The 26,757-nt window shown below is 46.8% G+C and carries 18 protein-coding genes and 2 rRNA genes; 12 read left to right on the top strand and 8 right to left on the bottom strand.

Features of this window, described 5'->3' with window-relative positions:
• Window positions 1–69: 69 nt before the first annotated feature.
• Window positions 70–2,244 carry a DNA helicase II gene (uvrD, locus tag OCV52_RS15410; protein WP_137408769.1) on the top strand — a complete coding sequence of 725 codons (2,175 nt, stop codon included), beginning with the start codon at window positions 70–72 and terminating at the stop codon, window positions 2,242–2,244.
• 120 nt (window positions 2,245–2,364) lie between these two features.
• Here the strand turns inward: uvrD and tpx are convergent, their stop codons facing one another.
• The 5 genes from tpx to rarD all read right to left on the bottom strand — a co-directional run bounded on the left by tpx (window position 2,365) and on the right by rarD (window position 8,047).
• Entirely contained in the window at window positions 2,365–2,862 is a 498-nt protein-coding gene (gene tpx / locus OCV52_RS15405; RefSeq protein WP_137408768.1) for a thiol peroxidase, read from the bottom strand.
• 794 nt (window positions 2,863–3,656) lie between these two features.
• Window positions 3,657–5,414, bottom strand: a complete 1,758-nt coding sequence (gene ggt, locus OCV52_RS15400) for a gamma-glutamyltransferase (RefSeq protein WP_137408767.1) — start codon at window positions 5,412–5,414, stop codon at window positions 3,657–3,659.
• A 91-nt stretch (window positions 5,415–5,505) separates the two neighbouring features.
• The gene (locus tag OCV52_RS15395) at window positions 5,506–6,168 is read right to left on the bottom strand and encodes a LysE family translocator (RefSeq protein WP_004741201.1); all 663 of its coding nucleotides are present in this window, start codon (window positions 6,166–6,168) and stop codon (window positions 5,506–5,508) included.
• Window positions 6,169–6,257: 89 nt separating this feature from the next.
• The gene (locus tag OCV52_RS15390; protein ID WP_137408766.1) at window positions 6,258–7,052 is read right to left on the bottom strand and encodes a helix-turn-helix transcriptional regulator; all 795 of its coding nucleotides are present in this window, start codon (window positions 7,050–7,052) and stop codon (window positions 6,258–6,260) included.
• Window positions 7,053–7,138: 86 nt separating this feature from the next.
• Window positions 7,139–8,047, bottom strand: coding sequence for an EamA family transporter RarD (rarD, locus tag OCV52_RS15385; RefSeq protein ID WP_102423285.1), 909 nt, complete (start codon window positions 8,045–8,047; stop codon window positions 7,139–7,141).
• A gap of 180 nt (window positions 8,048–8,227) precedes the next feature.
• Between rarD and recQ the strand changes: the two genes are divergently transcribed.
• The 3 genes from recQ to OCV52_RS15370 all read left to right on the top strand — a co-directional run bounded on the left by recQ (window position 8,228) and on the right by OCV52_RS15370 (window position 11,310).
• Window positions 8,228–10,066, top strand: coding sequence for an ATP-dependent DNA helicase RecQ (recQ, locus tag OCV52_RS15380; RefSeq protein ID WP_137408765.1), 1,839 nt, complete (start codon window positions 8,228–8,230; stop codon window positions 10,064–10,066).
• 15 nt (window positions 10,067–10,081) lie between these two features.
• Window positions 10,082–10,381, top strand: a complete 300-nt coding sequence (locus tag OCV52_RS15375) for a DUF3630 family protein (protein ID WP_061034315.1) — start codon at window positions 10,082–10,084, stop codon at window positions 10,379–10,381.
• A 257-nt stretch (window positions 10,382–10,638) separates the two neighbouring features.
• Window positions 10,639–11,310 carry a 7-cyano-7-deazaguanine/7-aminomethyl-7-deazaguanine transporter gene (locus OCV52_RS15370; protein WP_061034316.1) on the top strand — a complete coding sequence of 224 codons (672 nt, stop codon included), beginning with the start codon at window positions 10,639–10,641 and terminating at the stop codon, window positions 11,308–11,310.
• Between the two features lie 92 nt (window positions 11,311–11,402).
• On the opposite strand, the gene gppA is transcribed toward OCV52_RS15370, so the two are convergent.
• On the bottom strand, window positions 11,403–12,899 hold the full coding sequence (gene gppA, locus OCV52_RS15365; protein WP_102423286.1) for a guanosine-5'-triphosphate,3'-diphosphate diphosphatase: 1,497 nt from the start codon (window positions 12,897–12,899) through the stop codon (window positions 11,403–11,405).
• 6 nt (window positions 12,900–12,905) lie between these two features.
• Window positions 12,906–14,216 carry an ATP-dependent RNA helicase RhlB gene (rhlB, locus tag OCV52_RS15360; protein ID WP_137408764.1) on the bottom strand — a complete coding sequence of 437 codons (1,311 nt, stop codon included), beginning with the start codon at window positions 14,214–14,216 and terminating at the stop codon, window positions 12,906–12,908.
• A 111-nt stretch (window positions 14,217–14,327) separates the two neighbouring features.
• Here rhlB and trxA point away from each other — a divergent pair, with 111 nt between their 5' ends.
• Both trxA and rho read left to right on the top strand, forming a co-directional pair.
• Window positions 14,328–14,654: a thioredoxin TrxA gene (trxA, locus tag OCV52_RS15355; protein ID WP_004741193.1), complete on the top strand. Its 327-nt coding sequence runs from the start codon at window positions 14,328–14,330 to the stop codon at window positions 14,652–14,654.
• Window positions 14,655–14,853: 199 nt separating this feature from the next.
• Window positions 14,854–16,113 (top strand): transcription termination factor Rho, encoded by a 1,260-nt coding sequence (rho, locus tag OCV52_RS15350; RefSeq protein ID WP_004741192.1) that lies wholly within the window; start codon window positions 14,854–14,856, stop codon window positions 16,111–16,113.
• A gap of 58 nt (window positions 16,114–16,171) precedes the next feature.
• Here the strand turns inward: rho and OCV52_RS15345 are convergent, their stop codons facing one another.
• On the bottom strand, window positions 16,172–17,365 hold the full coding sequence (locus OCV52_RS15345) for an ISL3 family transposase (protein WP_261900855.1): 1,194 nt from the start codon (window positions 17,363–17,365) through the stop codon (window positions 16,172–16,174).
• A gap of 158 nt (window positions 17,366–17,523) precedes the next feature.
• Between OCV52_RS15345 and OCV52_RS15340 the strand changes: the two genes are divergently transcribed.
• The 6 genes from OCV52_RS15340 to OCV52_RS15315 all read left to right on the top strand — a co-directional run bounded on the left by OCV52_RS15340 (window position 17,524) and on the right by OCV52_RS15315 (window position 26,738).
• Window positions 17,524–18,519, top strand: a complete 996-nt coding sequence (locus OCV52_RS15340; RefSeq protein ID WP_137409171.1) for a hypothetical protein — start codon at window positions 17,524–17,526, stop codon at window positions 18,517–18,519.
• Between the two features lie 97 nt (window positions 18,520–18,616).
• Window positions 18,617–20,458, top strand: coding sequence for a 4-hydroxy-3-polyprenylbenzoate decarboxylase (gene ubiD / locus OCV52_RS15335; RefSeq protein ID WP_137409170.1), 1,842 nt, complete (start codon window positions 18,617–18,619; stop codon window positions 20,456–20,458).
• Window positions 20,455–20,724 carry a 2Fe-2S iron-sulfur cluster-binding protein gene (locus OCV52_RS15330; protein ID WP_137409169.1) on the top strand — a complete coding sequence of 90 codons (270 nt, stop codon included), beginning with the start codon at window positions 20,455–20,457 and terminating at the stop codon, window positions 20,722–20,724. Before ubiD ends, OCV52_RS15330 begins: the two co-directional genes overlap by 4 nt.
• Window positions 20,725–20,744: 20 nt before the next feature.
• Entirely contained in the window at window positions 20,745–21,458 is a 714-nt protein-coding gene (gene fre, locus OCV52_RS15325) for an NAD(P)H-flavin reductase (RefSeq protein ID WP_004741188.1), read from the top strand.
• A 489-nt stretch (window positions 21,459–21,947) separates the two neighbouring features.
• Window positions 21,948–23,500: ribosomal RNA gene (locus tag OCV52_RS15320) — 16S ribosomal RNA — on the top strand.
• 347 nt (window positions 23,501–23,847) lie between these two features.
• A 23S ribosomal RNA gene (locus OCV52_RS15315) occupies window positions 23,848–26,738 on the top strand.
• Together the 16S and 23S rRNA genes form the textbook arrangement of a ribosomal RNA operon.
• The last annotated feature ends 19 nt before the right edge of the window (window positions 26,739–26,757 follow it).

Below are 26,757 nucleotides of genomic sequence, written 5' to 3'. Positions count from 1 at the left end.
CTAAACGCAGCCTAGTGTTTAGGTTATAATCAACTTTTATGTATAAATACCCAGTAGTGAGCATATCCAATGATAGATCCTTCGCTTTTACTCGATGGCCTAAACGACAAACAACGTGAGGCGGTCGCAGCACCTTTAGAAAACCTACTTATTCTGGCTGGTGCTGGTAGTGGTAAAACGCGAGTTTTGGTGCATCGTATCGCTTGGCTGCAGAGTGTCGAGCAAGCATCCCCGTTCTCTATAATGTCAGTAACCTTCACCAATAAAGCGGCGGCAGAGATGCGTGGTCGTATTGAAGAGTTGATGATGGGCAGCTCGTCAGGCATGTGGAACGGTACCTTCCATGGTATTTGTCACCGTATTCTGCGTGCTCACTACCTAGATGCAAAATTGCCAGAAGACTTCCAGATCATTGATTCCGATGATCAGATTCGTCTATTACGCCGCTTAATCAAAGCACAAAACCTCGATGAAAAGCAGTGGCCTGCTAAGCAAGCTTCGTGGTGGATCAACGGCAAGAAAGATGAAGGCCTGCGCCCGAACCACATTGATGCCTACCATGATCCAGTAACTCAAACATGGTTAAAGATTTACTCGGCTTATCAAGAAGCGTGTGACCGTGCTGGATTGGTGGACTTCGCGGAGATTTTGCTGAGATCACACGAGCTATTGCGCGACAAGAAACACATTCGTGAGCACTACCAAGCGCGCTTTAAGCATATTTTGGTCGACGAATTCCAAGATACCAACAACATCCAATATGCTTGGCTGCGTATGATGGCTGGCCCTGATTGTCGAGTGATGATCGTAGGTGATGATGATCAATCTATCTATGGCTGGCGTGGTGCAAAAATCGAGAATATTCAGAAGTTCTTGGACGAATTCCCTGGCGCTTCAACGATTCGATTAGAGCAAAACTACCGCTCAACCAAAATCATCTTGCAAGCATCGAACGAGCTTATCTCAAACAACACTGAGCGAATGGGTAAAGAGTTGTGGACCGATGGTAACGATGGTGAGCCAATCTCCGTCTACTCAGCTTACAACGAGCTTGATGAAGCTCGCTTCACGGTAAGTAAGATTAAAGAGTGGCAAGAGAAAGGTGGTGCACTCGAAGATACGGCGATGCTTTATCGTAATAACGCCCAATCTCGTGTTCTGGAAGAAGCGTTGATTCAAGCGGGCTTACCATACCGAATCTACGGTGGTATGCGATTCTTCGAACGTCAGGAGATCAAAGATGCATTGAGCTACCTGCGTTTAATGGGTAACCGTAACGATGATGCCGCTTTTGAACGTGTGGTTAATACGCCAACACGTGGCTTGGGTGACAAGACTCTAGAGACGATTCGATTTGCAGCGCGTGACCGTGGTGCGACGATGTGGCAAGCGAGTATCGCTTTGTTGGAAGAACAAGTACTGCCAGGTCGTGCAGCGGGTGCCTTAAGCCGCTTTATCGAGTTAATTAATGCGCTTGAAGACGACACGTTAGAGCTGAATTTACATGAGCAAACTGACCATGTGATTAAATCTTCAGGTCTATTTGCGATGTACGAGCAAGAGAAAGGCGAGAAATCGAAAGCGCGTATTGAGAACTTGGAAGAATTGGTAACGGCAACTCGTCAGTTCGAGAAGCCAGAAGAAGCCGATGAGATGAGCATGCTAACAGCATTCTTAACGCACGCGGCTTTAGAAGCGGGTGAAGGTCAGGCTGATGAGTTTGATGATGCGGTTCAGCTTATGACTCTACACAGTGCTAAAGGTCTAGAGTTCCCAATGGTATTCATGGTGGGTGTCGAAGAAGGCATGTTCCCAAGCCAGATGTCTGCTGAAGAAGCGGGGCGCTTGGAAGAAGAGCGTCGCCTATGTTACGTAGGCATGACTCGTGCGATGGAGAAGCTGTACATCACTTACGCTGAGATGCGTCGCTTGTACGGACAAGACAAATACCACAAACCATCACGCTTTATTCGTGAGTTGCCAGAAACCTGTCTGGATGAAGTGCGTATGAAAGCACAGGTGAGTCGCCCTACGAGCAGTGGTCGCTTTAGCCAAACTGCAGTCAAAGAGAACTTTAATGAAACAGGTTTTAGCTTAGGCTCTCGCGTGAAACATCCTAAGTTTGGTGAAGGCACGATCATCAACTTTGAAGGAAGTGGTCCACAGAGCCGGGTGCAAGTGGCGTTTAATGGGGAAGGGATTAAGTGGTTAGTAACGGCTTACGCGCGTTTAGAACAGCTCTAAATAGTTACTCCTGAATCTAACAACCATTGACGGTTAAAAACACAAAGAGCAGCTAATAGCTGCTCTTTTTTATTGCGTATCGCTTAAACGTTCACAATGCATTATCGACTGAAAGAGAGCTTACAGCGCAGCCAGTGCCGCTTCGTAGTTTGGCTCTTCAGTGATCTCTGCAACCAACTCGCTGTGTGTTACTACACCTTTTTCATCAACAACAACAACCGCACGTGTTGTCAGGCCTGCTAGTGGGCCTTCAGCAATTGCTACGCCGTAGTCTGAAGCGAACTTAGGTGAACGGAAAGTCGAAGCGTGTTGAACGCCTTCAATGCCTTCAAGCTCGCAGAAGCGACCTGCAGCAAATGGGAGGTCAGCAGAAATACAAACAACAACTGTGTTCTCAAGTTCAGCCGCTTTTGCGTTGAACGTACGTACGCTCGTTGCACAAGTTGCTGTGTCGATGCTTGGGAAGATGTTTAGAACCACTTTCTTGCCTGCAAGAGAAGCAAGAGTCAGTTCAGAAAGATCGCCTGCAGTTAGTGCAAAGCTTGGTGCCTGCTCGCCAGTTTGTGGGAATGTGCCAGATAACGGTACAGCTGCGCCTTTGAAGGTAACGTGTGACATGAATTTGTCCTTAATTTAATTATGGTTATGAAACTAGTTGAGGCTAGTAAGGCTTACGTTACTCGGAAGTGGTTAAGAAGTGAATGATTTAAATGTCAGAATTGTAATTAAGTTGAAGTGTTTCTTAGATTCGAGGAGGGGTGAAAACATCAATCGATAAGAGGCAGATAAAGAAAAACCCCGAGAGCTTGCGCTCATCGGGGTCTATAGTCTTACTCGCAGCAATCCGGCTACTAAGTGTGCTCCATGCATCAAATCCATGATAGTGTGCTGTTATCCTTCAGCGTATTCCTTTCGTCGCCTTCCTAGCGGTGTCCTTGATCTTATCCTGATCTGCCAACAATCCTCGTTAGCGCGCGTCACTTGTTCCTTGAGCGGTGTCCTTTACATCATCCTGATGTTCAGTCCTTTCCTCATCCAGAGGTGTCCATTGTCTTTCCTTAGTAGCAACCATCCTAGTTACTATTGCGTCCATTCAATGTCCATTTCGCTATCCATGCCGATTATTCATACTGAGTAATCGAATCTTCATCCTGAAGATAACCAAGTCCTTGGCGTTTCCTGTTCCGTGTCAGCATCCTTCCGACACCATCCATACTACCGATTCCTTATTTATCAGCAATGGTGCATAAGCGAATTTCTATATAATTATTTGAACGATAAATGTACGTTTTGTTTTATTTCAATTAGTTATGATATCTTCGTGCTTAAATTCGCAGTTAAATATCGATATTTACTCACTGCCTTGTGAGAGATCTCGCACAAGACAGGGAGTAAAAAGGGAGTATTTTCCCTTATTGGCCGATGGCAGCGCCTTCACGACGAGGGTCTGCTGCACCTTCTAGACCATCTTTTGTGATGCGAATGGCGTGTAAACCGGAGTTAAGATCGCGAATGTTAACTTCAAATCCCATCTTTTCGAGCTCAGGTTTAAAGTTTTCCGCCGATGTTTCTTTTTCCAGATCTAGCGTGCCGAAGCGGTTTAGGAAGTGCGGTTGGTTGATCGCTTGCTGGATATCCATGTCCCATTGGGTATGAGCAATGATCGCTTGTGCTACATAACCTATGATGCGGCTACCACCCGGAGAACCAATCGCCATGTAAGGCTTATCGTCTTGCATGATGATAGTCGGTGCCATTGAAGAGCGTGGACGCTTACCTGGCTCAAGTCGGTTTGCGATAGGTTTGCCATCGTTGTGGGTCTTGAACGAGAAGTCGGTCAGCTCATTGTTCAGTAGGAAGCCTCTTACCATCAAGCGTGAGCCAAATGCATTCTCAATGGTGGTGGTCATCGACACGACATTGCCTTCGCTATCGACAATATTGAAGTGGCTGGTGGACGGCAGTTCAATAGATACATCTTGGCTGCGCAGCATTGCGTGATCCCACGGCGGGGTGCCTGAAGGCGCACTCTCTAGTGCTTTACCTGCGGTAATTAACTGGGCACGTTCCTGCAAATAGTCAGTATTCACTAACCCTTGAGTTGGCATTGGTACGTAATCTTGGTCTGCCATGTACATACCGCGGTCTGCAAAGGCTAGGCGAGAAGCGTCCGCTAACACTTGCCAAGATCTCGCATCGTTTGGCCCCCAGGATTTGAGGTCAAACTGCTCTGTCATCGCTAAGATTTGTCCAACCGTTAATGCGCCTGAACTTGGTGGTCCCATGCCACAGATATCGTAGCTTTCATAAGCTGAACAAACCGGTTCACGTTGTTTGATTGAGTAGGTGTCGAAGTCTTTTTGTGCCAATACACCCGGATTGCCTTTGGCAGTTTGTACCGTATTGATGATGTCGGCAGAAATCTCACCTTGGTAAAATGCCTTAGCACCATCCTTTGAAATTGCATTCAATGTTGCAGCGTATTCTGGGTTCTTAAGTAGTGTGCCTGCGGCTTTTGGGCTGCCATCGGCATTAAAGAAGTAAGCTTTGGTTGTGGCAAAACGGCTCAGTCGTTCTTGGTCATTTTCAATTAAGGTGGCCAAACGTGGGCTGATGGTAAAACCTTTCTCAGCCAGTTGAGCAATAGGTTTGATCAGCGATGCCCATTCTAACTTGCCGTATTTCTGGTGAGTGTCCCACAACAATTGCACTGTGCCCGGTGTAGCAACAGAGCGACCACCAACAACAGCATCATAAAACTTAAGCGGTTGACCGTTTTCGTCTTGGAACAGGCGTGGTGTTGCATCAAGTGGTGCGGTTTCACGACCGTCGTAGGTTTTAAGCTGTTTGTCTTTTCCATCAAAATAAACAAGGAAGGCGCCACCGCCAATACCGGATGACTGTGGCTCAACTAAGCCAAGCATCAGCTGCACAGCAACCATGGCATCAATTGCGTTACCACCACGAGCAAGTACATCGGCGCCAGCTTGGGTTGCCAGAGGGTTGGCCGCGGTAACCATCCAATCGTTAGCTTTTACGAGTTGCTTGGTTTCTAAACCACTACTTTGTTCGGGAGCGACGGAATCGGCAGCTTGATTTGCCCAACTGACGTGAGAGGCAAAAAGTAGGGTAGAAGTGGCGAGGGTTGTTAGTTTTGTTTTCCACTGCATGATCTTCTCCTTTTAATATGCAGAGCTAGATTGGCAGTGGAAAGATAAGATAGCCAGTGCGTTGTTAACGAATTGTAATCTTGATTCGAATTTAAGCGATTAAACCAGACAGCGACTGCCAAAGAATACTGACGCCAATAAGGCTGAATACAACACCACATAAGCCATCAATGTAGACTGTCGCTTCACTCAGTTTCTTTTGCAGTGCCTTCGTAGAAAGCATCCACGCTAATAGAGAGAACCAGAATAGTGATAGGCCGAATAGGATCAGCAGTGCAAACCCTTTCCCTGAAAGCGACATGTCGGCCGGTACCAAGCTCGACATCAAACTGATGAAGAACACTAACGCCTTTGGATTAAGAATATTGGTCGCAAAGCCTTTTGAAAATGCCTGACGCTTATTGGTCAGAATCAGGTCTTTCGAATTGACCGTGTCTGTCTCTTCTTCATGGTGGCTAATGAGCTGCCATGTTGCTTTTAATGCACCAAAACCTAGATACAGTAAGTAGCTGCCGCCAGCTAATTGCATGAGCGCAAAAAGAGTTGGGTGCTGGTGGACTAGGTAACTGATGCCCGTCAGGCTCAGCAATGAATGCAACAAGATCCCGCAAGAGAGTCCGAGAGCAATGTATAAGCCAGTTTGTCGCCCGTGGCGTGTTGCGTTTTGTACCACAAGTGCAAAGTCAGGGCCCGGGCTCATCAAAGCGATAAAGTGGATAGAGGCGAGGGTGACTAATATGGTGACTTCATTCATATCTGTTCCAATAACTGGGTTGTTCTGTTGAGAGTTGTTGAGCGCAGCTTACCGTGATTTCGATTCTCTCAATTGTAAATTATCAACACTTAGTTAATTTTCGATGGAGAAACACCAAATGCAGTCTTAAATGCCTTTGAGAAATGGGCTTGATCGTAGAAGCCCACTTGATGAGCGACCTCGGTTCCGCCGACACCTGATTTAATCAATCGCATGCCTTGCTCCATGCGTAAGCGACTTAACCATGCATAAGGGGTGATGCCCATTTTGTTCTTAAAGTGACGCTGAAATTTAGTTGTTGTCAGGTCACATAGCTCAGAAAGTTGCTCTAAGCGCACCGGTTGGTCGAGGTTTGCCATTAAATAGTCTTTGAGTGTATTCACCGATTGAGTACCAAGCTTCACCTGAGTTTTCGATCCAAACTGCGCGTAACGATCAACAATCGTCGAAAAACCTTCGAACGGCAGGCAATCTTGGGCGAGTTGACTGATATTTGGATTGATAAGTAGCCCATGAAGGTTACGTAATTGTAAAAAAGTCGCTTGATCGGAGAGGATCAACTCAGAAAAGCTCAAAGCGTGACCATTTGCGCTGTGATCGGCAAGATCGCCAAACCATTGAGGTGAGACAGAAAATACACTTACTTGGTAACCCGATTCGAGCTTTGAATGACCATCATGCAGCTCATCAGGTGGCATCATCACCACTTGTCCGGCGCCTGCGTGGTAACTCGTCCCTTTATAGACAAACTTCTGCTGCCCTTGGGTGATTAGGCCGATATGAAAGTCCAAATGATAGTGGCGCTGAAAGGCAAACTCTTGGTATTGAGCTTGGATCAGGCTGATATCTTGGCTAGATGTCGAGTAGTAGTGGACTTTATCCATGGTATAAAAAAGCTTGGTTAAATTATCATCAATTCAACCAAGCTTATCTCTGTATCTATAGATTGTCTTGTAAAAAACGATCAGTGTTAGCTTTTCGCTTGCTTACTCTTCTTGTTATTGCGCAGACCGTCGAAGCTGAAGATCACCAGTGCACCCCAAATGAAAGCAAAGGTAATCGCCTTATCCATGGTAAAGGCTTCACCGTAGATCAACACCGCAAGCAAGAACATCAAGCTAGGGCCAATGTATTGGAAGAAGCCCAGTGTCGAAAGCTTGAGTCTGGTTGCTGCTCCCGTGAAGCACAGCAGTGGCAGAGTGGTAATTACCCCCGCAGCGACCAGCAGTAAATTTAGCTGCATTGGATTCGCCAAAAAGTCTGACGTTGCTGTGTCTGCAATGAATAATAAGTAGATTGCCGCCGCTGGCAGCATCACTAAGGTCTCAATAAACAAGCCGGTCTGAGCTTCTAGATTCACTTTCTTACGTAACAAGCCGTAGAAACCAAAAGAAAAGGCCAGTGCGATAGCGACAACTGGAATCGAACCAAAGGCGATTAACTGGATAAGCACACCGATAGCCGCAAGCGCCACCGCACACCATTGAAGTTTTCTCAGACGTTCACCAAGGAAGAACATTCCAAGCAATACGTTAATCAAAGGGTTGATGTAGTAGCCGAGGCTGGCATCCAGCATATGATTGGCATTGACTGCCCAGATGAAGATCAGCCAGTTTGCACCCACCAAGAGAGAGGTTGCCACCAAAAACATCATTTTCGGTTTTGAAGTCAGAGTATCGCGCACTTTGCGCCAGCCACGACCAACGTGTAGCAGTAAAGCGAGTAGGAAAAAGGACCATACTACACGGTGGCTCAGGATCTCGAGAGGGGATACTTCACTGAGAGATTTGAAGTATATGGGAGCGATTCCCCACATGGTGTACGCGCCAATCGCAAGCAGTATTCCTTGGCGTGTGCGCTGTTGTTCGTCTTGTGTCATGTCACTTTCTCTGGCACGAAGTGCTTATTAATAGGATTTATATTGAGAGTTGGTCAGTATAGGAGCGTTAACCCTTTTCACCTAACAATTTGCGGTTTAATTCGCCAGCATTCCACTCTACAATGTGCGACTTGCTTGCCGATGCTGCATGCTGACTTTATACCTCGATTAGGAACCACAATGACCGCCACTCTGATTGCTGAGCAAACACCAACTCCCGCGAATGATGCGCAAAACATCCTCGAAGATGTATTTGGCTATCAAAGCTTTCGCGATGGTCAGCAAGAGGTCATTGATTTGGCTGTTCAAGGCCGAGATAGCTTGGTGATAATGCCGACGGGTGGTGGTAAATCTTTGTGTTACCAGATCCCGGCTTTAGTTCGTGAAGGGCTAACTTTGGTTATCTCACCGCTTATCTCGTTGATGAAAGACCAAGTCGATCAGTTGAAAGCCAATGGTGTAGCAGCGGAGTGCATTAACTCTTCCATGCCACGTGACCAGCTACTGAGTGTGTTTAATCGCATGAACTCAGGCCAGCTCAAGATGGTTTATGTATCACCAGAACGTGTGTTGATGCGTGATTTCATTGAACGCCTACAAGGTTTACCGCTTTCGATGATTGCGGTCGATGAGGCGCACTGTATCTCTCAATGGGGACACGACTTCCGCCCGGAATACGCGTCACTTGGTCAGCTTAAACAGTATTTCCCGCACGTTCCTTACATGGCGCTGACGGCAACGGCTGACGATGCAACGCGCAAAGATATTGTCTCGCGTCTACAGTTGGTGGAACCGCATACCTATTTGGGCAGCTTTGACCGTCCTAATATTCGCTACAACCTTGTTGAGAAACACAAACCAGTGTCTCAGGTGGTTCGCTACCTAGAAACTCAGAAGGGCAATTGTGGCATCATCTACTGTGGTAGCCGTAAAAAAGTCGAGATGGTCACCGAGAAGCTGTGCAACAACGGTATTCGTGCTGCGGGTTATCACGCGGGTATGGACACCGATGAGCGCGCTTACGTTCAAGAAGCCTTCCAACGCGATGATATTCAGATCGTTGTCGCGACGGTGGCGTTTGGTATGGGCATCAACAAACCTAATGTACGCTTTGTGGTTCACTTTGATATTCCACGCAACATCGAGTCTTACTATCAAGAGACTGGCCGAGCGGGTCGTGATGGCTTGCCTGCTGAAGCGATGATGCTGTTTGACCCTGCTGATATGGGGTGGCTGCGTCGTATGCTAGATGAAAAAGAAGAAGGTCCGCAAAAGCAGGTTGAGATGCACAAGCTGAATGCGATGAGTGCCTTTGCTGAAGCGCAAACTTGTCGTCGTCAGGTACTGCTTAACTACTTTGGCGAATATCGTGAGAAGCAATGTGGTAACTGCGATATCTGCTTAGATCCGCCAAAACACTTTGATGCGACCCAAGAGGCGCAGAAGGCGCTGTCTTGTGTGTACCGTGTGAATCAGTCGTTTGGTATGGGCTACGTCGTTGAAGTGATGCGTGGCATGCAGAACATCCGCGTGCGCGATAATGGTCACGATAAGCTCTCAACGTACGGTATTGGCCGCGACCACAGCCATGATTACTGGATCAGTATCTTCCGTCAGCTCATTCACAAAGGCTTGTTGTTCCAGAACATCACCCGTAACTCAACCTTGCAGTTAACTGAAGAGGCGCGTCCACTGCTGCGAGGTGAGATGTCACTAGAGTTAGCGGTACCTCGTCTCGACACTGCGGTACGTAATGCTAAGTCAGATAAGCTAAGCAGCAAGAATTACGATAAAAAGCTATTTGCCAAACTGCGTAAGCTGCGTAAGTCGATTGCCGACGAAGATGGCTTACCCCCATACGTGGTATTCAGTGACGCAACATTGATTGATATGGCAGAAGTTCTGCCGACGTCTTACGGTGAAATGTTGGCGGTAAATGGTGTAGGCCAGCGTAAGCTCGACAAATACGCCGACCCATTTCTAGATTTGATTCAAGAACACATCACAACACACGGCTAATAACAGAGGTAATAAATGGAATTTGGTTTACGAGAGTATTTAGCAGAAGAAGGGCGCTTATTGGTGACAACACCGAGCTTTGACTTCGACTCTTACCCTGAAATTGGCGAACGCCTAGTGAACTTGCTATCGGCTACAGTTGTTGAAAAGCAGTGGGATGCAGACATGCACTCATGGCTGGTGGACTTTGAAGGGTGCCAGCTGTTCTTAAAATCTGAGCACTACAGTGAATCTGTGTGGTTTGAATCTCTTAGTCCAGAGGCGAGCCGTGAAGAGTTCGATTATCTAGCCGCTTTGTTCAAGCGTGGCTTCTAACGGTTAACATTGCCTCAAACTTGGTTTCTAGAAACCGAGCTTCAAACACCTTCTAGCAATAAAAATGAGAATAAACGTTTGCGTCTGTTCTCACCATTGCAGCTAAAATTGATTAATGTATAATCGCCCGCCGCTCAAAAGAGCAAATGATAGATACATTTTTCATTCACATTATTGGTAAGAGCTTTCTTTGTTTCGATAGAGAAATGACTCGATTTGGGTTCCCTCACCCCCAAACCAAACTAAAAAGGTACAGCATGAGTAACTTTACCCCTGCGCAACAGCGCAAAGCCCTAGCATTATTAGTCTTGTTCCATTTAGTGATTATTGCGTCAAGCAACTACTTGGTTCAGCTACCCTTTACCATCTTCGGTATGCATACCACTTGGGGCGCTTTCACTTTCCCATTTATCTTCTTAGCAACAGATCTGACCGTTCGCATTTTTGGTGCTCAGCTTGCTCGTAAAATCATTTTCTTAGTGATGTTGCCTGCACTCGCGGTTTCTTACTTCTTGTCGGTGGTGTTCTTTGAAGGGCAATTCCAAGGCTTTAGCCATCTGGGTGAATTCAACTTATTTGTAGCCCGTATCGCAGCCGCAAGCTTCATGGCTTACTTGCTTGGCCAAATCTTAGATGTTCATGTTTTCAACCGCTTGCGTCAGCTTAAGCAGTGGTGGATTGCGCCAACCTGTTCAACGCTTTTTGGTAATGCTATTGATACCATCGCATTCTTTGCGATCGCTTTCTACCAAAGCCCAGATCCATTCATGGCTGAACATTGGACTGAGATTGCACTGGTTGATTACGGTTTCAAACTTATCATCAGTCTAGGCTTGTTTGTTCCTATGTACGGCGTGCTTCTGAACTACATCGTTAAGAAGTTAACCGCTGTGAACCCTGACTTTAAAGCGACAGGTGTTAATGTGTGAGGATCAGATTAGAAAGGCATTAGTGCAAAGATAATAAACAGCCCAAGTTAGTAGACTAACTTGGGCTATTTTACTTTTAGTGTCAGATATTATTATACGAGGCATTCAATAGAAAGTGGCCAGCCAATGTCTGTTTGTCGATTCGATTCAATCTCTAGCTCTGCAGCGGTCAGCGGGTTGTCGGCTAGCCATTGCTTAGAGAGTGTTAGAGTCAGATTATTATCGTCAGCCGTTAGCGTAAACTCAGGCTCTAGCTCTGGGTTACGACGGTGCGTTAATAGAATCGCTAGGCGAAGAATGCGTAGGATACGTTTACTGCTTGTGCCTGATACTGCGTGTTGTTCCGGCAGTGACGTTAGTTGTTCACGGTAGCGTCGCGTTAATTCACCTAGGTAGTGTTTCTGGGCGCGGGTGAAACCGGGTAAATCTAGGTTCTGCAGTAGGTAAGCACTGTGTTCACCGCCTTTTTTGAAGTCGATGGTCAAACCGATTTCATGAAGTTTGGCTGCGGTTTGCAGTAGGACGCTGGCTTGAGGTTCTGACACCCAAGTTTCGCCGCCTGCCTGCTCTAACAGAGCCTGCGCTGCTGCTGCGACTTGGTCACCGTAGCTTACGTCCATCTGGTAGCGTGATTGAACGCTCTTGATGGTGCGAGCACGGATATCGTCTTGGCGAAGCTCATCAACCATTTCGTAGGCTAGGCCTTCACGAAGTGCGCCGCCAGCCAGCGTCATCGAATCGATTTCAAGCAACTCAAAGATAGCAATCAGAATAGAAAGACCGCTAGGGAACACTAAAGCGCGCTCTAGAGTTAACCCTTCTATTTCTAGCTCTTCTAAGCGCTCAGTAATCATCGCTTGTTTTTGTAAGCGTTTAAGCTTGGTATGAGTGATAACCTCATCCATGCCTTGCGCTAGCATGATTTCTTGCAGTGCTTGAACGGTACCACTGGCACCAACACACACATCCCAACCGATATCGGTGTAGCTCTCTAAGATAGGAGCTAAGGTAGACTTCGCTGCTTCAATCGCGTTGTCGAAGTTGGTTGCGGTTAATTGGCGATCTTTAAAGTGGCGCTCAAGCCATGTTACACAGCCCATTTTTAGGCTAGTCAGCGCTTTTGCTGAGAAACCTTCACCAATGATCATCTCGGTACTTGCGCCACCAATATCCACTACCAGTCGGCGGCCGCTGCCACCAGAAGTGTGTGCCACGCCTTTATAGATAGTCGCAGCTTCTTCTTCACCGGAGATAACATTGATGTCGTAGCCAAGGATCTGGTTCGCTTTCTCAAGAAAGATATCCACATTAGTCGCGGTACGTAGGGTCGCTGTACCAACAATGCGGATATTTTCTTTTGGAATGTCCTGTAGTCGCTCTGCAAAGAGACTCAAACAGTCCCAACCGCGCTGCATAGCTTCGGTACTAAGCGCATTATTTTCATCTAAGCCTGCAGCTAAACGCACTTTGCGCTTAATCTTAGCCATGGTTTGTACGCTGCCATCGATATGACGCACAACGAGCATATGAAAACTGTTCGACCCGAGGTCGATTGCAGCGTAAAGCGGGGGTGACACTGTTTGACTCATAAGCGACTAAGCTTCCTTGTTGTGACGCGGTTGGCGTGGGCGACGGTTCTGGTTTGGTTTACGGTTACCGTTGCGTGAGCCATTGTTGTTTGAGCGGCGTTGTTGCGGGTTACGTGTGCGTAAGCGCAATGGTGCTGGTAGATCTTCTAGCAGTGCAGAAGCGTCGTAGTCAGACACTGGGATCGCGTGCTCAATGTACTCTTCGATTGGTGGCAAATTGATTGCGTAATCTTCACAAGCAAAGCTGATCGAGTGACCACTTGCACCAGCACGACCTGTACGGCCGATACGGTGAACGTAATCTTCACAATCGTCTGGTAGATCGAAGTTGAATACGTGCGTTACTTGAGGAATGTGTAGGCCACGAGCAGCAACATCGGTTGCAACCAGTAGGTCAACATCACCTTGAGTGAATTGCTCAAGAATCTTTTCACGTTTCTTCTGTGGTACATCACCAGTCAGCAGACCAACACGGTGACCATCGGCAGCCAAATGGCCCCAAACTGATTCACACTTGTGCTTGGTGTTAGCGAAGATGATAGCGCGCTCTGGCCACTCTTCTTCTACTAGTGTCTGCAGCAGTGCCATCTTGTGTTCGTTAGAAGGGTAGAACAACTCTTCTTTAATACGGTGGCCTGTTTTACGCTCTGGCTCAACAACAACATGCTCTGGGTTATGCATGTGCTCGAAAGCCAACTCTTGTACACGGTAAGACAGAGTCGCAGAGAACAGCATGTTCAAACGATCTTTAGGCTCAGGCATACGACGGAACAAGAAGCGGATGTCTTTAATGAAGCCCAGATCGAACATACGGTCTGCTTCATCCAGCACGACTGCTTGAATGTGGTTAAGGTTAAATACCTTCTGCTTGTAGAAATCGATAATACGGCCAGTGGTACCAATTAAGATATCTACGCCTTCTTCGATCTTACCTAGCTGCTTGTCGTAGCTTTCGCCACCGTAAGCCAATGCTGCTTTGATACCAGTGCTTGCGACTAGGGATTCAGCATCGTTGTAGATCTGAATCGCGAGTTCGCGAGTAGGTGCCATAATAATCGCACGTGGCTGGTTAGGCTTGCGCCCTTCATGCTCAGGTGTTTTTAGTAGGTGGTTAAAAGTAGCAGTAAGAAACGCAAGCGTTTTACCAGTACCCGTTTGGGCCTGGCCTGCAATGTCTTGGCCGGTGAGCAGTACCGGGAGCGCCAAGGCTTGGATAGGGGTACAATAATCGAACCCTTTTTTCTCCAATCCTTCAATGACTTGCGGAAGTAAATCCAAGTCGGCGAACTTTTGCTCTGTGATATGCGTCTTTTTCATTGCTATAGAATATCAGCTTAAGCTTGCAATACGAAAGTAAATACATTCCAATAGGGCATCTATTTACTGGTTATCATCCAACCAGTTCTAAAAAATACATTGGAGTGGAAGATGAGTGATAAGATTTTGCAGCTAACTGATGACGGTTTTGAGAACGATGTGATCAACGCTGCAGGCCCTGTTCTTGTTGATTTTTGGGCAGAATGGTGTGGCCCTTGTAAGATGATTGCGCCGATTCTTGATGAAATCGCAGACGAGTACGAAGGCAAGCTCACTATCGGTAAACTTAATATCGACCAAAATGCTGGAACACCACCAAAGTTTGGTATTCGCGGCATTCCAACGCTTCTTCTTTTCAAAGATGGCGGCGTAGCAGCAACTAAAGTTGGTGCATTGTCTAAAACTCAACTTAAAGAGTTCCTAGACGCTAACCTATAATCAGGTGAGCATTTGATAAAGAAACCGTGCAGTTAACAAATGCACGGTTTTGTTTTTTCTAAGCTATGGACTAGTCTTAGTTTTAGTGCTAATTTATCGCACGTTAATTGAACGAATTTCTCTTCTTGGTCGATCCTGTGACCGAATCCCTCTTAACTAGAAAACAGATCTTATTTTGACTAAACAAGCATCCACCACAATGAATCTTACAGAACTGAAGAACAGACCTGTGTCTGAACTTGTTAAACTTGGCGAAAGCCTAGGCCTTGAAAACCTAGCTCGTCTAAGAAAACAGGACATTATCTTCGCTATCCTTAAAGCACATGCAAAAAGTGGTGAAGACATCTTCGGTGACGGTGTTCTTGAAATTCTGCAAGACGGTTTTGGTTTTCTTCGTAGTGCAGACAGCTCGTACTTAGCGGGTCCTGATGATATCTACGTATCACCAAGTCAGATTCGTCGTTTCAATCTACGTACTGGTGATTCAATTGCCGGAAAGATTCGCCCACCTAAAGATGGCGAACGTTACTTTGCTCTACTTAAAGTAAACACGGTAAACCACGACAAACCAGACAACGCTCGTAACAAAATCCTTTTTGAAAACCTTACCCCTCTACATGCTAACGAACGCATGGTTATGGAGCGTGGTAATGGTGCGACAGAAGATATCACAGCTCGTATTCTTGACCTTGCGTCTCCAATTGGTAAAGGTCAGCGTGGCTTGATTGTTGCACCGCCAAAAGCGGGTAAGACAATGCTTCTGCAAAACATCGCGCAAAGCATCGCTCACAACCACCCTGAGTGTGAACTAATGGTTCTACTTATCGATGAGCGTCCGGAAGAAGTAACAGAAATGCAGCGCCTAGTTAAAGGTGAAGTAGTTGCTTCTACATTCGATGAGCCAGCATCTCGCCACGTGCAAGTAGCAGAAATGGTTATCGAAAAAGCTAAGCGTCTTGTTGAACACAAGAAAGACGTGGTTATCCTTCTGGACTCAATCACTCGTCTAGCGCGTGCATACAACACGGTAGTACCTTCATCAGGTAAAGTACTAACTGGTGGTGTAGACGCAAACGCACTTCACCGTCCTAAGCGTTTCTTCGGTGCAGCTCGTAACGTTGAAGAAGGCGGTAGCTTAACTATCATCGCTACAGCACTGGTTGATACTGGTTCTAAGATGGATGAAGTTATCTACGAAGAATTCAAAGGTACAGGTAACATGGAACTGCACCTTAACCGTAAGATTGCTGAAAAGCGTGTATTCCCTGCGATTGATTTCAATCGCTCTGGTACTCGTCGTGAAGAGCTTCTTACTAAGAACGATGAACTACAGAAGATGTGGATCCTGCGTAAGATTGTTCACCCAATGGGCGAAATCGATGCAATGGAATTCCTTATCGACAAGCTAGCAATGACGAAAACGAACGATGAGTTCTTTGACGCTATGCGTCGTCAGTAATCTTGATTAGCTGATAGTTATTAGAAAGCGCTGCCCTCGGGTAGCGCTTTTTATTGGTTCATCGCGGCTTTCCGGGGAAAGCCGCTTTTATCTTCAAGAAGAAGTAGTCTGTATCTCGATACCCATATCCCATTCGCTTGATTAGCTTTATCTTGTTGTTTATCCCTTCCAATGTGCAGGTGTTAAGCGGATAACTCGCAGATGCGATAATGCCGTGAAGATAAGGCCTTAGTTGTCGTGCGAACTCTTTCAATGGCTTAATTCCACTCTCTTGTACTTGTGCCCACCACGCCTCCCAGAGCCCTTTAGCATGTACTTCTGATTCACAATACCAAAGCTCTTTGAGTTGTGCTCCGAGTATATAAGTGGTCATTAAGTCCTTATTGATATTCAATATTTCGGTAAGATAGCTGTTTTGCTGTGTATTCAAATTACCCCTGTTTTTTAGCAACACCCAGCGTGAGCGCTTGATCCATTGCCTCGCTTTTTTATCTTGCTTGAGTTTGTTGGCTTGGTCGACTCTGACTCTATCCATCACCTCTCGACCGAACTTAGCAACAACATGGAATAAGTCGTAAACGATTTTTGCGTTCGGACAGTGTGCTTTAACTTCAAGATCAAAAGCCGTATTCATGTCCATTGCGACCGCTTCGATATTATTGCCATGCTTGCCTAGTTGCTCGAAGAACGGCCGTATGTCCTTACGGCTTCGGCCTAACCCTATCCAAATGACTTGGTGTGTCTTAGCGTCAGCGATGACCGTGGCATATCGATGCCCTTTAAAGATGGCGAACTCGTCCATGACGAGTTGCCTTAGCTCCTCCCATTTCACTGGCGGTACCACTTTTCTAAGTCGGGATTTATCTATCTCTTTAATGGTGTGCCAATGAACGTTCGTTAACCGGGAGATATGCTTAATAGGAAGAAGAGGCAGTAATTGTTCTATATAGCTTCTTAAGCGCTTCGTTATACGAGCATAAGGCTCCAACCAAGATAGAGATTCTGTTTTTATGCCACACTCACGGCACTTGATTCTTCGCGTTTGAACAGAAAGAACAACAGGAACACCGAGCAACATGGCTTCTTTTACATGACGCCATTGATACTCATGAATAGCCTCGGCCTCGAGACCACAAAGGCACTTAGCCTCAGAGTTCGGTTCAAGAGTCAGGGTAATAAGTGATGCTGTCTGGTGAGACTTTACGACTTGAAAGCCTTCCCAGAATGAAGATAGGAAAGTATGATTCGGCATGAAAACGGTAGTTTGTGTATGATTTTTGTTTGGCGACTAAACCATATCACTTACTACCGTTTTTGTTTTTAGTTCCCGCTAATCCGCGATGAACCTTTTTATTTGCATTTTGTAGCGACAGCTTGCAGAATGACCAAAAGTGTTACAAGGAAGTTAAAATGCAACATGGACTGTTGTCATCATTACTCTTGTCTACTTCACTGTTACTTTCACCGGTCGGCATCGTTAATGCCACCGAGATGTCTCCACATACAGTAGAGTCTTGGCTTGAGAATGATCAAGTAAAACTAAAAACTGCTGAATTGCTTGAGCTTGTCGTGCGTGATGAAGTGAATTCGTTACGCTTTGCACTTGAGCGCCTGACATTTCCCCAGCAAGAGGTGGCTCGTTACCAACTCTTGAAGAAGATAGAACAACAAAAAATCGTACTCACACCGAAGATGTCTATCTTTGTGGAGCAACAGCTCGCTATTACGCCAACCTACCAAGTATTAGAGCGTGGTGATGGCTATGAGTTTACGGTTCCAGCCTTTAATTATCCTTCGATAGCAAACCGCTTAATCAAACAATTCCGTGCTGATCAAAATACATTGGTGTTTGTGCTCGATGCAGAGAAACAGAACCTCAACCTCAAAGAGTGGCTAACTGGATCTGAGCATCAGGTCCAAACTCGAGAAGCGCTACTCATAAGAGAATTGGATAGCTTGTCGCCAGAGGCCGTGAATTACTTAGCAAAACAGCTAACGGAGTCACCGATAGTCAGCTGGTTACCCTCTACCGAAGTAGTGGTTCGATTAGCACAGGTGAGCGAAGACCAGGATGTCTATCAAATCCTCTGGAAGATGAAAGCCGATTATCATAGCCAAGCTGAGCTGGTTCGTCTCGCTGAGAGTAAATCCCCATTTGCCTTAGAGCAGGTGATGGCTGCAACGAAAAACCCAAGATTAAAAGAAGAAGCGATTACTTTGCTGACGAGAGTGAACCCACTTTCAGAAGAGGTGAAAGACTTTTTCGTTTCTCGCATGGCGATCGCCGATGATGCGCCATTGGTCGCTCGTGAGTTGGCAAAACAAGGGCACACCAACTGGCTACAAGACCTAGTGAATGATAACCCACAAGTCAAAAGTTCAGTGATACAGCAAGTGCTTCCGTAACTGGGTTTTACCTCTCAATAACCATACTAAAAAGGGGGATCTCACGATGCCCCTTTTTGATATACTGAGCGCAGAATAATCAGCATGTAGAAGTTCTATGAGTTTTAAAGATTTACGTGATTTTATCGACCATCTTGAAAGCATTGGTCAGTTGAAACGCATTTCTCACCCAGTCGACCCAGACTATGAAATGACCGAAATTAGCGACCGTACTCTACGTGCTGGTGGCCCGGCTCTTCTGTTCGAGAATCCGGTAGGTTATGACATGCCTGTTTTGACCAACCTATTTGGCACTCCCAATCGTGTTGCGATAGGCATGGGCCGCCAGGAAGTTAAAGAACTGCGCGAAGTGGGTAAGCTATTGGCTTACTTAAAAGAGCCAGAGCCGCCGAAAGGTTTTAAAGACGCGATTGATAAGTTACCTGTGTTCAAACAGGTATTGAACATGCCGGCTAAGCGTCTTCGTAAAGCAGCATGCCAACAAGTCGTGTGGCAAGGCGACGAGGTCGACCTAGATAAAATTCCAGTAATGAGCTGTTGGGCTGACGATGTCGCGCCACTACTTACTTGGGGTTTAACGGTTACCCGCGGCCCGAACAAGAAACGCCAAAACTTGGGCATCTACCGCCAACAAAAGATTGGTAAGAACAAAATTATCATGCGTTGGTTAGCTCACCGTGGTGGTGCGTTGGATCTACGTGACTGGGCTGAACAGAACCCAGGTACGCCGTTTCCAATATCTGTTGCGTTTGGCGCAGATCCTGCAACGATTCTTGGCGCGGTAACGCCAGTGCCAGATACCTTATCGGAATACGCGTTTGCTGGTCTGCTGCGTGGTAGCAAAACTGAAGTGGTTAAATCGATCAGTAATGACCTAGAAGTCCCAGCAAGTGCTGAAATCGTGATGGAAGGTTACATCGATCCGAATGAATTCGCTGACGAAGGGCCTTACGGCGATCACACTGGTTACTACAACGAGAAAGAAAAGCACAACGTGTTTACCATTACTCATGTAACCATGCGTGAGAACCCGATTTACCACAGTACATACACAGGTCGCCCGCCAGATGAACCTGCAGTATTGGGTGTTGCATTGAATGAAGTGTTTGTTCCTATTCTTCAAAAGCAATTTCCGGAGATAGAAGATTTCTATCTACCACCTGAAGGTTGTTCGTATCGAATGGCTGTGGTGACTATGAAGAAGCAATACCCAGGTCACGCTAAACGAGTGATGATGGGCGTATGGTCTTTCTTACGTCAATTCATGTACACCAAGTTTGTATTAGTGTGCGATGAGGATATTAACGCTCGCGATTGGTCACAAGTTACGGCTGCGATGTGCAAACATATGGATCCGTCACGTGATACCTTGATGATAGAGAACACGCCAATTGATTCGTTGGACTTTGCATCACCGGTAGTTGGGTTAGGTTCTAAGATGGGCTTAGACATCACTAAGAAGTGGGATGCCGAGTTGGCATTGTCGCCTGATGTGCAATCTACCCCAGAAAGCAGTGATCATATCGAAGGTGGTTTAGCTGAATTAACCAAAGTTCATCCTGAAATTATTGATATTCACCTGCAGAACGATAATGCCAGCATGGTTGTGGTATCTATAGATAAACAAGCTGCAGGGAATGCTAAGAAAATCATGGAAGCGGTTTGGTCTCAATTTGATGAGAACAAGTTCGTTGTCGTCTGTGATGGTGATGTTAACGTGAGCGACTGGAACGACATCATCTGGGCGGTAACCACCAGGATGGATCCAGCTAGAGATACCTTATTCCTTCAGAACGAAATGGGGCACTCTAAAGTGGGACTCGATGCAACCAATAAGTGGGAAGGTGAGTGTTTGCGTGAGTGGGGCGTTCCAATCACAAAAGATCCTGAGCTGGTCAAAAAGATTGATAGCATCTGGGAACAACTAGGAATTTTATGAGCTACCAAGTAGTCTTGTACCCAGAAAACATCAGTTTCACCTTAGAAAAAGGGCAAACGGTCTTGGATGCTGCGCTCAACAGCGATATCTATTTCCCTAACCGTTGCCAAGTTGGCGCATGTGCTATGTGCATGTGCAAAAAATTAGAAGGCCAAGTGAGTTACCACCTTGAACCCATGCTCACAGAGAAAGAGCAGCAACAGGGTTGGATTTTCGCTTGCCAAGCATTTGCAGAAAGTAATTTAGTTCTAACCTTTGCCGATTAAGGGTTAGTGAGAGGAAGAACATGACTATTAAATGTAAAGTTAAGTCTATCGAGCCTTTGGCTTGTAACACTTACCAAATCCTGCTTCATCCAGAGACACCAGTTGCCTTTAAAGCTGGTCAGTACCTGATGGTTGAAATGGGTGAGAAAGATAAGCGTCCATTTTCAATTGCGAGCAGCCCTTGTCGCCATGAAGGTGAACTAGAACTACATATTGGTGCTGCTGAACACAATGCTTATGCATTAGAAGTGGTTGAAGCAATGAAAAAGGCACAAGCTGAAGATGGTGATATCGCGATTGATGCGCCACACGGTGATGCGTGGATTAAAGAAGAGAGTGAACGCCCTCTACTATTGATTGCTGGTGGTACGGGTTTTAGCTACGTACGTTCGATCCTGGATCACTGCATTGCACAAAACAGCAAGAAAGAGATTCACCTTTACTGGGGTGCAAAAGACGAGTGCCAGCTATACGCGAAAGAAGAGCTTGTCGATATTGCAGAAAAGCATAGCAATGTACATTTCGTACCTGTAGTAGAAGAGGCGCCGGAAGTTTGGCATGGCCAAACTGGTAATGTGCTTGAAGCTATTACACAAAGCTTCGAATCACTGGCTGATTTTGATATCTATATTGCAGGTCGCTTTGAAATGGCGGGCGCAGCAAGAGACCTATTTACACAAAATAAAGAAGCAAAGCGTGACCATATGTACGCAGATGCTTACGCGTTTATCTAATAATTCCTTTAGATTTAGTGCAAAAAGAGAGCAGAAATGCTCTCTTTTTTATATTTAGGTGAACTATTAGACACTTAACCTCTATTTATTCATTTTTTATGAAAAAGTAGTTGCTAAGCTGAAAGGGTTCCTTATAATGCGACCCCACTGAGACGGCAGGCGCCATAAGGCTTCAGCAATAATCAGTAAGACGGAAAGCGACAAAAAATTAATTTTCAAAAAGTGTTTGACACTGAATGTTAATTCGCTAGAATGGCCGTCCACTTCGAGAGGCCCCTTACTAAAAAGGAACGCTCAAGAAGTTAAGCTCTTTAACAATTTAAACCTATCAATCTGTGTGGGCACTCGTTGATGAATATCAAAAAATGAAACTTCGGTTTCAACTTGATTTCAATGAACTGAGTGACCAATTCGAATCGTAAGATTCGGCACAGTCAATTCAACATTACTATGTAATGTAATCAGTATTCATTGAGTCGACAAAATCTTAAATTGAAGAGTTTGATCATGGCTCAGATTGAACGCTGGCGGCAGGCCTAACACATGCAAGTCGAGCGGAAACGACTTAACTGAACCTTCGGGGAACGTTAAGGGCGTCGAGCGGCGGACGGGTGAGTAATGCCTAGGAAATTGCCTTGATGTGGGGGATAACCATTGGAAACGATGGCTAATACCGCATAATGCCTACGGGCCAAAGAGGGGGACCTTCGGGCCTCTCGCGTCAAGATATGCCTAGGTGGGATTAGCTAGTTGGTGAGGTAATGGCTCACCAAGGCGACGATCCCTAGCTGGTCTGAGAGGATGATCAGCCACACTGGAACTGAGACACGGTCCAGACTCCTACGGGAGGCAGCAGTGGGGAATATTGCACAATGGGCGAAAGCCTGATGCAGCCATGCCGCGTGTATGAAGAAGGCCTTCGGGTTGTAAAGTACTTTCAGTTGTGAGGAAGGGGGTGTCGTTAATAGCGGCATTTCTTGACGTTAGCAACAGAAGAAGCACCGGCTAACTCCGTGCCAGCAGCCGCGGTAATACGGAGGGTGCGAGCGTTAATCGGAATTACTGGGCGTAAAGCGCATGCAGGTGGTTCATTAAGTCAGATGTGAAAGCCCGGGGCTCAACCTCGGAACTGCATTTGAAACTGGTGAACTAGAGTACTGTAGAGGGGGGTAGAATTTCAGGTGTAGCGGTGAAATGCGTAGAGATCTGAAGGAATACCAGTGGCGAAGGCGGCCCCCTGGACAGATACTGACACTCAGATGCGAAAGCGTGGGGAGCAAACAGGATTAGATACCCTGGTAGTCCACGCCGTAAACGATGTCTACTTGGAGGTTGTGGCCTTGAGCCGTGGCTTTCGGAGCTAACGCGTTAAGTAGACCGCCTGGGGAGTACGGTCGCAAGATTAAAACTCAAATGAATTGACGGGGGCCCGCACAAGCGGTGGAGCATGTGGTTTAATTCGATGCAACGCGAAGAACCTTACCTACTCTTGACATCCAGAGAAGCCAGCGGAGACGCAGGTGTGCCTTCGGGAGCTCTGAGACAGGTGCTGCATGGCTGTCGTCAGCTCGTGTTGTGAAATGTTGGGTTAAGTCCCGCAACGAGCGCAACCCTTATCCTTGTTTGCCAGCGAGTAATGTCGGGAACTCCAGGGAGACTGCCGGTGATAAACCGGAGGAAGGTGGGGACGACGTCAAGTCATCATGGCCCTTACGAGTAGGGCTACACACGTGCTACAATGGCGCATACAGAGGGCAGCGAACTTGCGAGAGTGAGCGAATCCCAAAAAGTGCGTCGTAGTCCGGATTGGAGTCTGCAACTCGACTCCATGAAGTCGGAATCGCTAGTAATCGTAGATCAGAATGCTACGGTGAATACGTTCCCGGGCCTTGTACACACCGCCCGTCACACCATGGGAGTGGGCTGCAAAAGAAGTGGGTAGTTTAACCTTCGGGAGGACGCTCACCACTTTGTGGTTCATGACTGGGGTGAAGTCGTAACAAGGTAGCCCTAGGGGAACCTGGGGCTGGATCACCTCCTTATACGAAGATATTCACGATAAGTGTCCACACAGATTGATGGTTTAGACTTAGTTAAGGCCAGAGCTTTAATTAATAACGCACGTTATTGATTAAAGCTTTTTGCTTTATGCTCTTTAACAATTTGGAAAGCTGACTGATTAACTCTAAGAGTTAATCAAATTAAAAGTTCTCAATGTTTTCTTTTAACTAAGAAAACACAACACAAACACATTCAAGTGTCTTGTATTCGATTCAAACTTGTTTGAATCACAATTGAGTCCGGCAAACACGTAATAAGAACTAACCCTTCTTGTTACAACCAAAAACCTTGGTTAGTTGCCATACACTAAGACCCTTTCGGGTTGTATGGTTAAGTGACTAAGCGTACACGGTGGATGCCTTGGCAGTCAGAGGCGATGAAGGACGTATTAACTTGCGATAAGCCCAGATTAGACAGTAAAAGTCATTTGAGTCTGGGATTTCCGAATGGGGAAACCCACTTACATAAGTAAGTATCTTGTTGTGAATACATAGCAGCAAGAGGCAAACCGGGGGAACTGAAACATCTAAGTACCCCGAGGAAGAGAAATCAACCGAGATTCCGAAAGTAGCGGCGAGCGAAATTGGATTAGCCCTTAAGCTTTTAATGAGACAGACGAAGGCTCTGGAAAGTGCCGCAATAAAGGGTGATAGCCCCGTAGTCGACATCTCATCATCAGTGAAAACGAGTAGGGCGGGACACGTGATATCCTGTCTGAATATGGGGGGACCATCCTCCAAGGCTAAATACTACTGACTGACCGATAGTGAACCAGTACCGTGAGGGAAAGGCGAAAAGAACCCCTGTGAGGGGAGTGAAATAGAACCTGAAACCGTGTACGTACAAGCAGTAGGAGCACCTTCGTGGTGTGACTGCGTACCTTTTGTATAATGGGTCAGCGACTTAATTTTAGTAGCAAGGTTAACCGTTTAGGGGAGCCGTAGGGAAACCGAGTCTTAACTGGGCGTACAGTTGCTAGGATTAGACCCGAAACCAGGTGATCTAGCCATGGGCAGGTTGAAGGTTGAGTAACATCAACTGGAGGACCGAACCGACTAATGTTGAAAAATTAGCGGATGACTTGTGGCTAGGGGTGAAAGGCCAATCAAACCTGGAGATAGCTGGTTCTCCCCGAAAGCTATTTAGGTAGCGCCTCGGACGAATACTACTGGGGGTAGAGCACTGTTAAGGCTAGGGGGTCATCCCGACTTACCAACCCTTTGCAAACTCCGAATACCAGTAAGTACTATCCGGGAGACACACGGCGGGTGCTAACGTCCGTCGTGGAGAGGGAAACAACCCAGACCGCCAGCTAAGGTCCCAAAGTATAGCTAAGTGGGAAACGATGTGGGAAGGCTCAGACAGCCAGGATGTTGGCTTAGAAGCAGCCATCATTTAAAGAAAGCGTAATAGCTCACTGGTCGAGTCGGCCTGCGCGGAAGATGTAACGGGGCTAAGCTATACACCGAAGCTGCGGCTACGCACTTATGTGCGTGGGGTAGGGGAGCGTTCTGTAAGCCGTTGAAGGTGGTCTGTAAGGGCTGCTGGAGGTATCAGAAGTGCGAATGCTGACATGAGTAACGATAAAGGGAGTGAAAAACTCCCTCGCCGGAAGACCAAGGGTTCCTGTCCAACGTTAATCGGGGCAGGGTAAGTCGACCCCTAAGGCGAGGCCGAAAGGCGTAGTCGATGGGAAACGGGTTAATATTCCCGTACTTCTTACAATTGCGATGGGGGGACGGAGAAGGCTAGGTGGGCCTGGCGACGGTTGTCCAGGTTCAAGTACGTAGGCGGAAGAATTAGGTAAATCCGGTTCTTCTTAACGCTGAGATACGATGTCGAGCTACTACGGTAGTGAAGTCATTGATGCCATGCTTCCAGGAAAAGCCTCTAAGCTTCAGATTGTAAGGAATCGTACCCCAAACCGACACAGGTGGTCGGGTAGAGAATACCAAGGCGCTTGAGAGAACTCGGGTGAAGGAACTAGGCAAAATGGTACCGTAACTTCGGGAGAAGGTACGCTCTTATCAGTGAAGTCCCTTGCGGATGGAGCAGACGAGAGTCGCAGATACCAGGTGGCTGCAACTGTTTATTAAAAACACAGCACTGTGCAAAATCGTAAGATGACGTATACGGTGTGACGCCTGCCCGGTGCCGGAAGGTTAATTGATGGGGTTAGACTTCGGTCGAAGCTCTTGATCGAAGCCCCGGTAAACGGCGGCCGTAACTATAACGGTCCTAAGGTAGCGAAATTCCTTGTCGGGTAAGTTCCGACCTGCACGAATGGCGTAATGATGGCCACGCTGTCTCCACCCGAGACTCAGTGAAATTGAAATCGCTGTGAAGATGCAGTGTACCCGCGGCTAGACGGAAAGACCCCGTGAACCTTTACTACAGCTTGGCACTGAACATTGAACCTACATGTGTAGGATAGGTGGGAGACTTTGAAACCGCGTCGCTAGATGTGGTGGAGTCGTCCTTGAAATACCACCCTTGTAGTTTTGATGTTCTAACGTTGGTCCCTGAATCGGGATTACGGACAGTGCCTGGTGGGTAGTTTGACTGGGGCGGTCTCCTCCCAAAGAGTAACGGAGGAGCACGAAGGTGGGCTAAACACGGTTGGACATCGTGTGGTTAGTGCAATGGCATAAGCCCGCTTGACTGCGAGAATGACAATTCGAGCAGGTGCGAAAGCAGGTCATAGTGATCCGGTGGTTCTGAATGGAAGGGCCATCGCTCAACGGATAAAAGGTACTCCGGGGATAACAGGCTGATACCGCCCAAGAGTTCATATCGACGGCGGTGTTTGGCACCTCGATGTCGGCTCATCACATCCTGGGGCTGAAGTCGGTCCCAAGGGTATGGCTGTTCGCCATTTAAAGTGGTACGCGAGCTGGGTTTAGAACGTCGTGAGACAGTTCGGTCCCTATCTGCCGTGGGCGTTGGAAAATTGAAGGGGGCTGCTCCTAGTACGAGAGGACCGGAGTGGACGAACCTCTGGTGTTCGGGTTGTCATGCCAATGGCATTGCCCGGTAGCTAAGTTCGGAATCGATAACCGCTGAAAGCATCTAAGCGGGAAGCGAGCCCTGAGATGAGTTTTCCCTGACACTTTAAGTGTCCTAAAGGGTTGTTCAAGACTAGAACGTTGATAGGCAGGGTGTGTAAGTGCTGCGAGGCATTGAGCTAACCTGTACTAATTGCCCGTGAGGCTTAACCATACAACACCCAAGGGGTTTT

Origin of the sequence: Vibrio chagasii, from assembly GCF_024347355.1 — a bacterium.
Classification (GTDB): Bacteria; Pseudomonadota; Gammaproteobacteria; order Enterobacterales; family Vibrionaceae; genus Vibrio; species Vibrio chagasii.
Note: the sequence above shows the minus strand (reverse complement) of the source record. Positions and strands in the feature narration are given on the sequence as shown.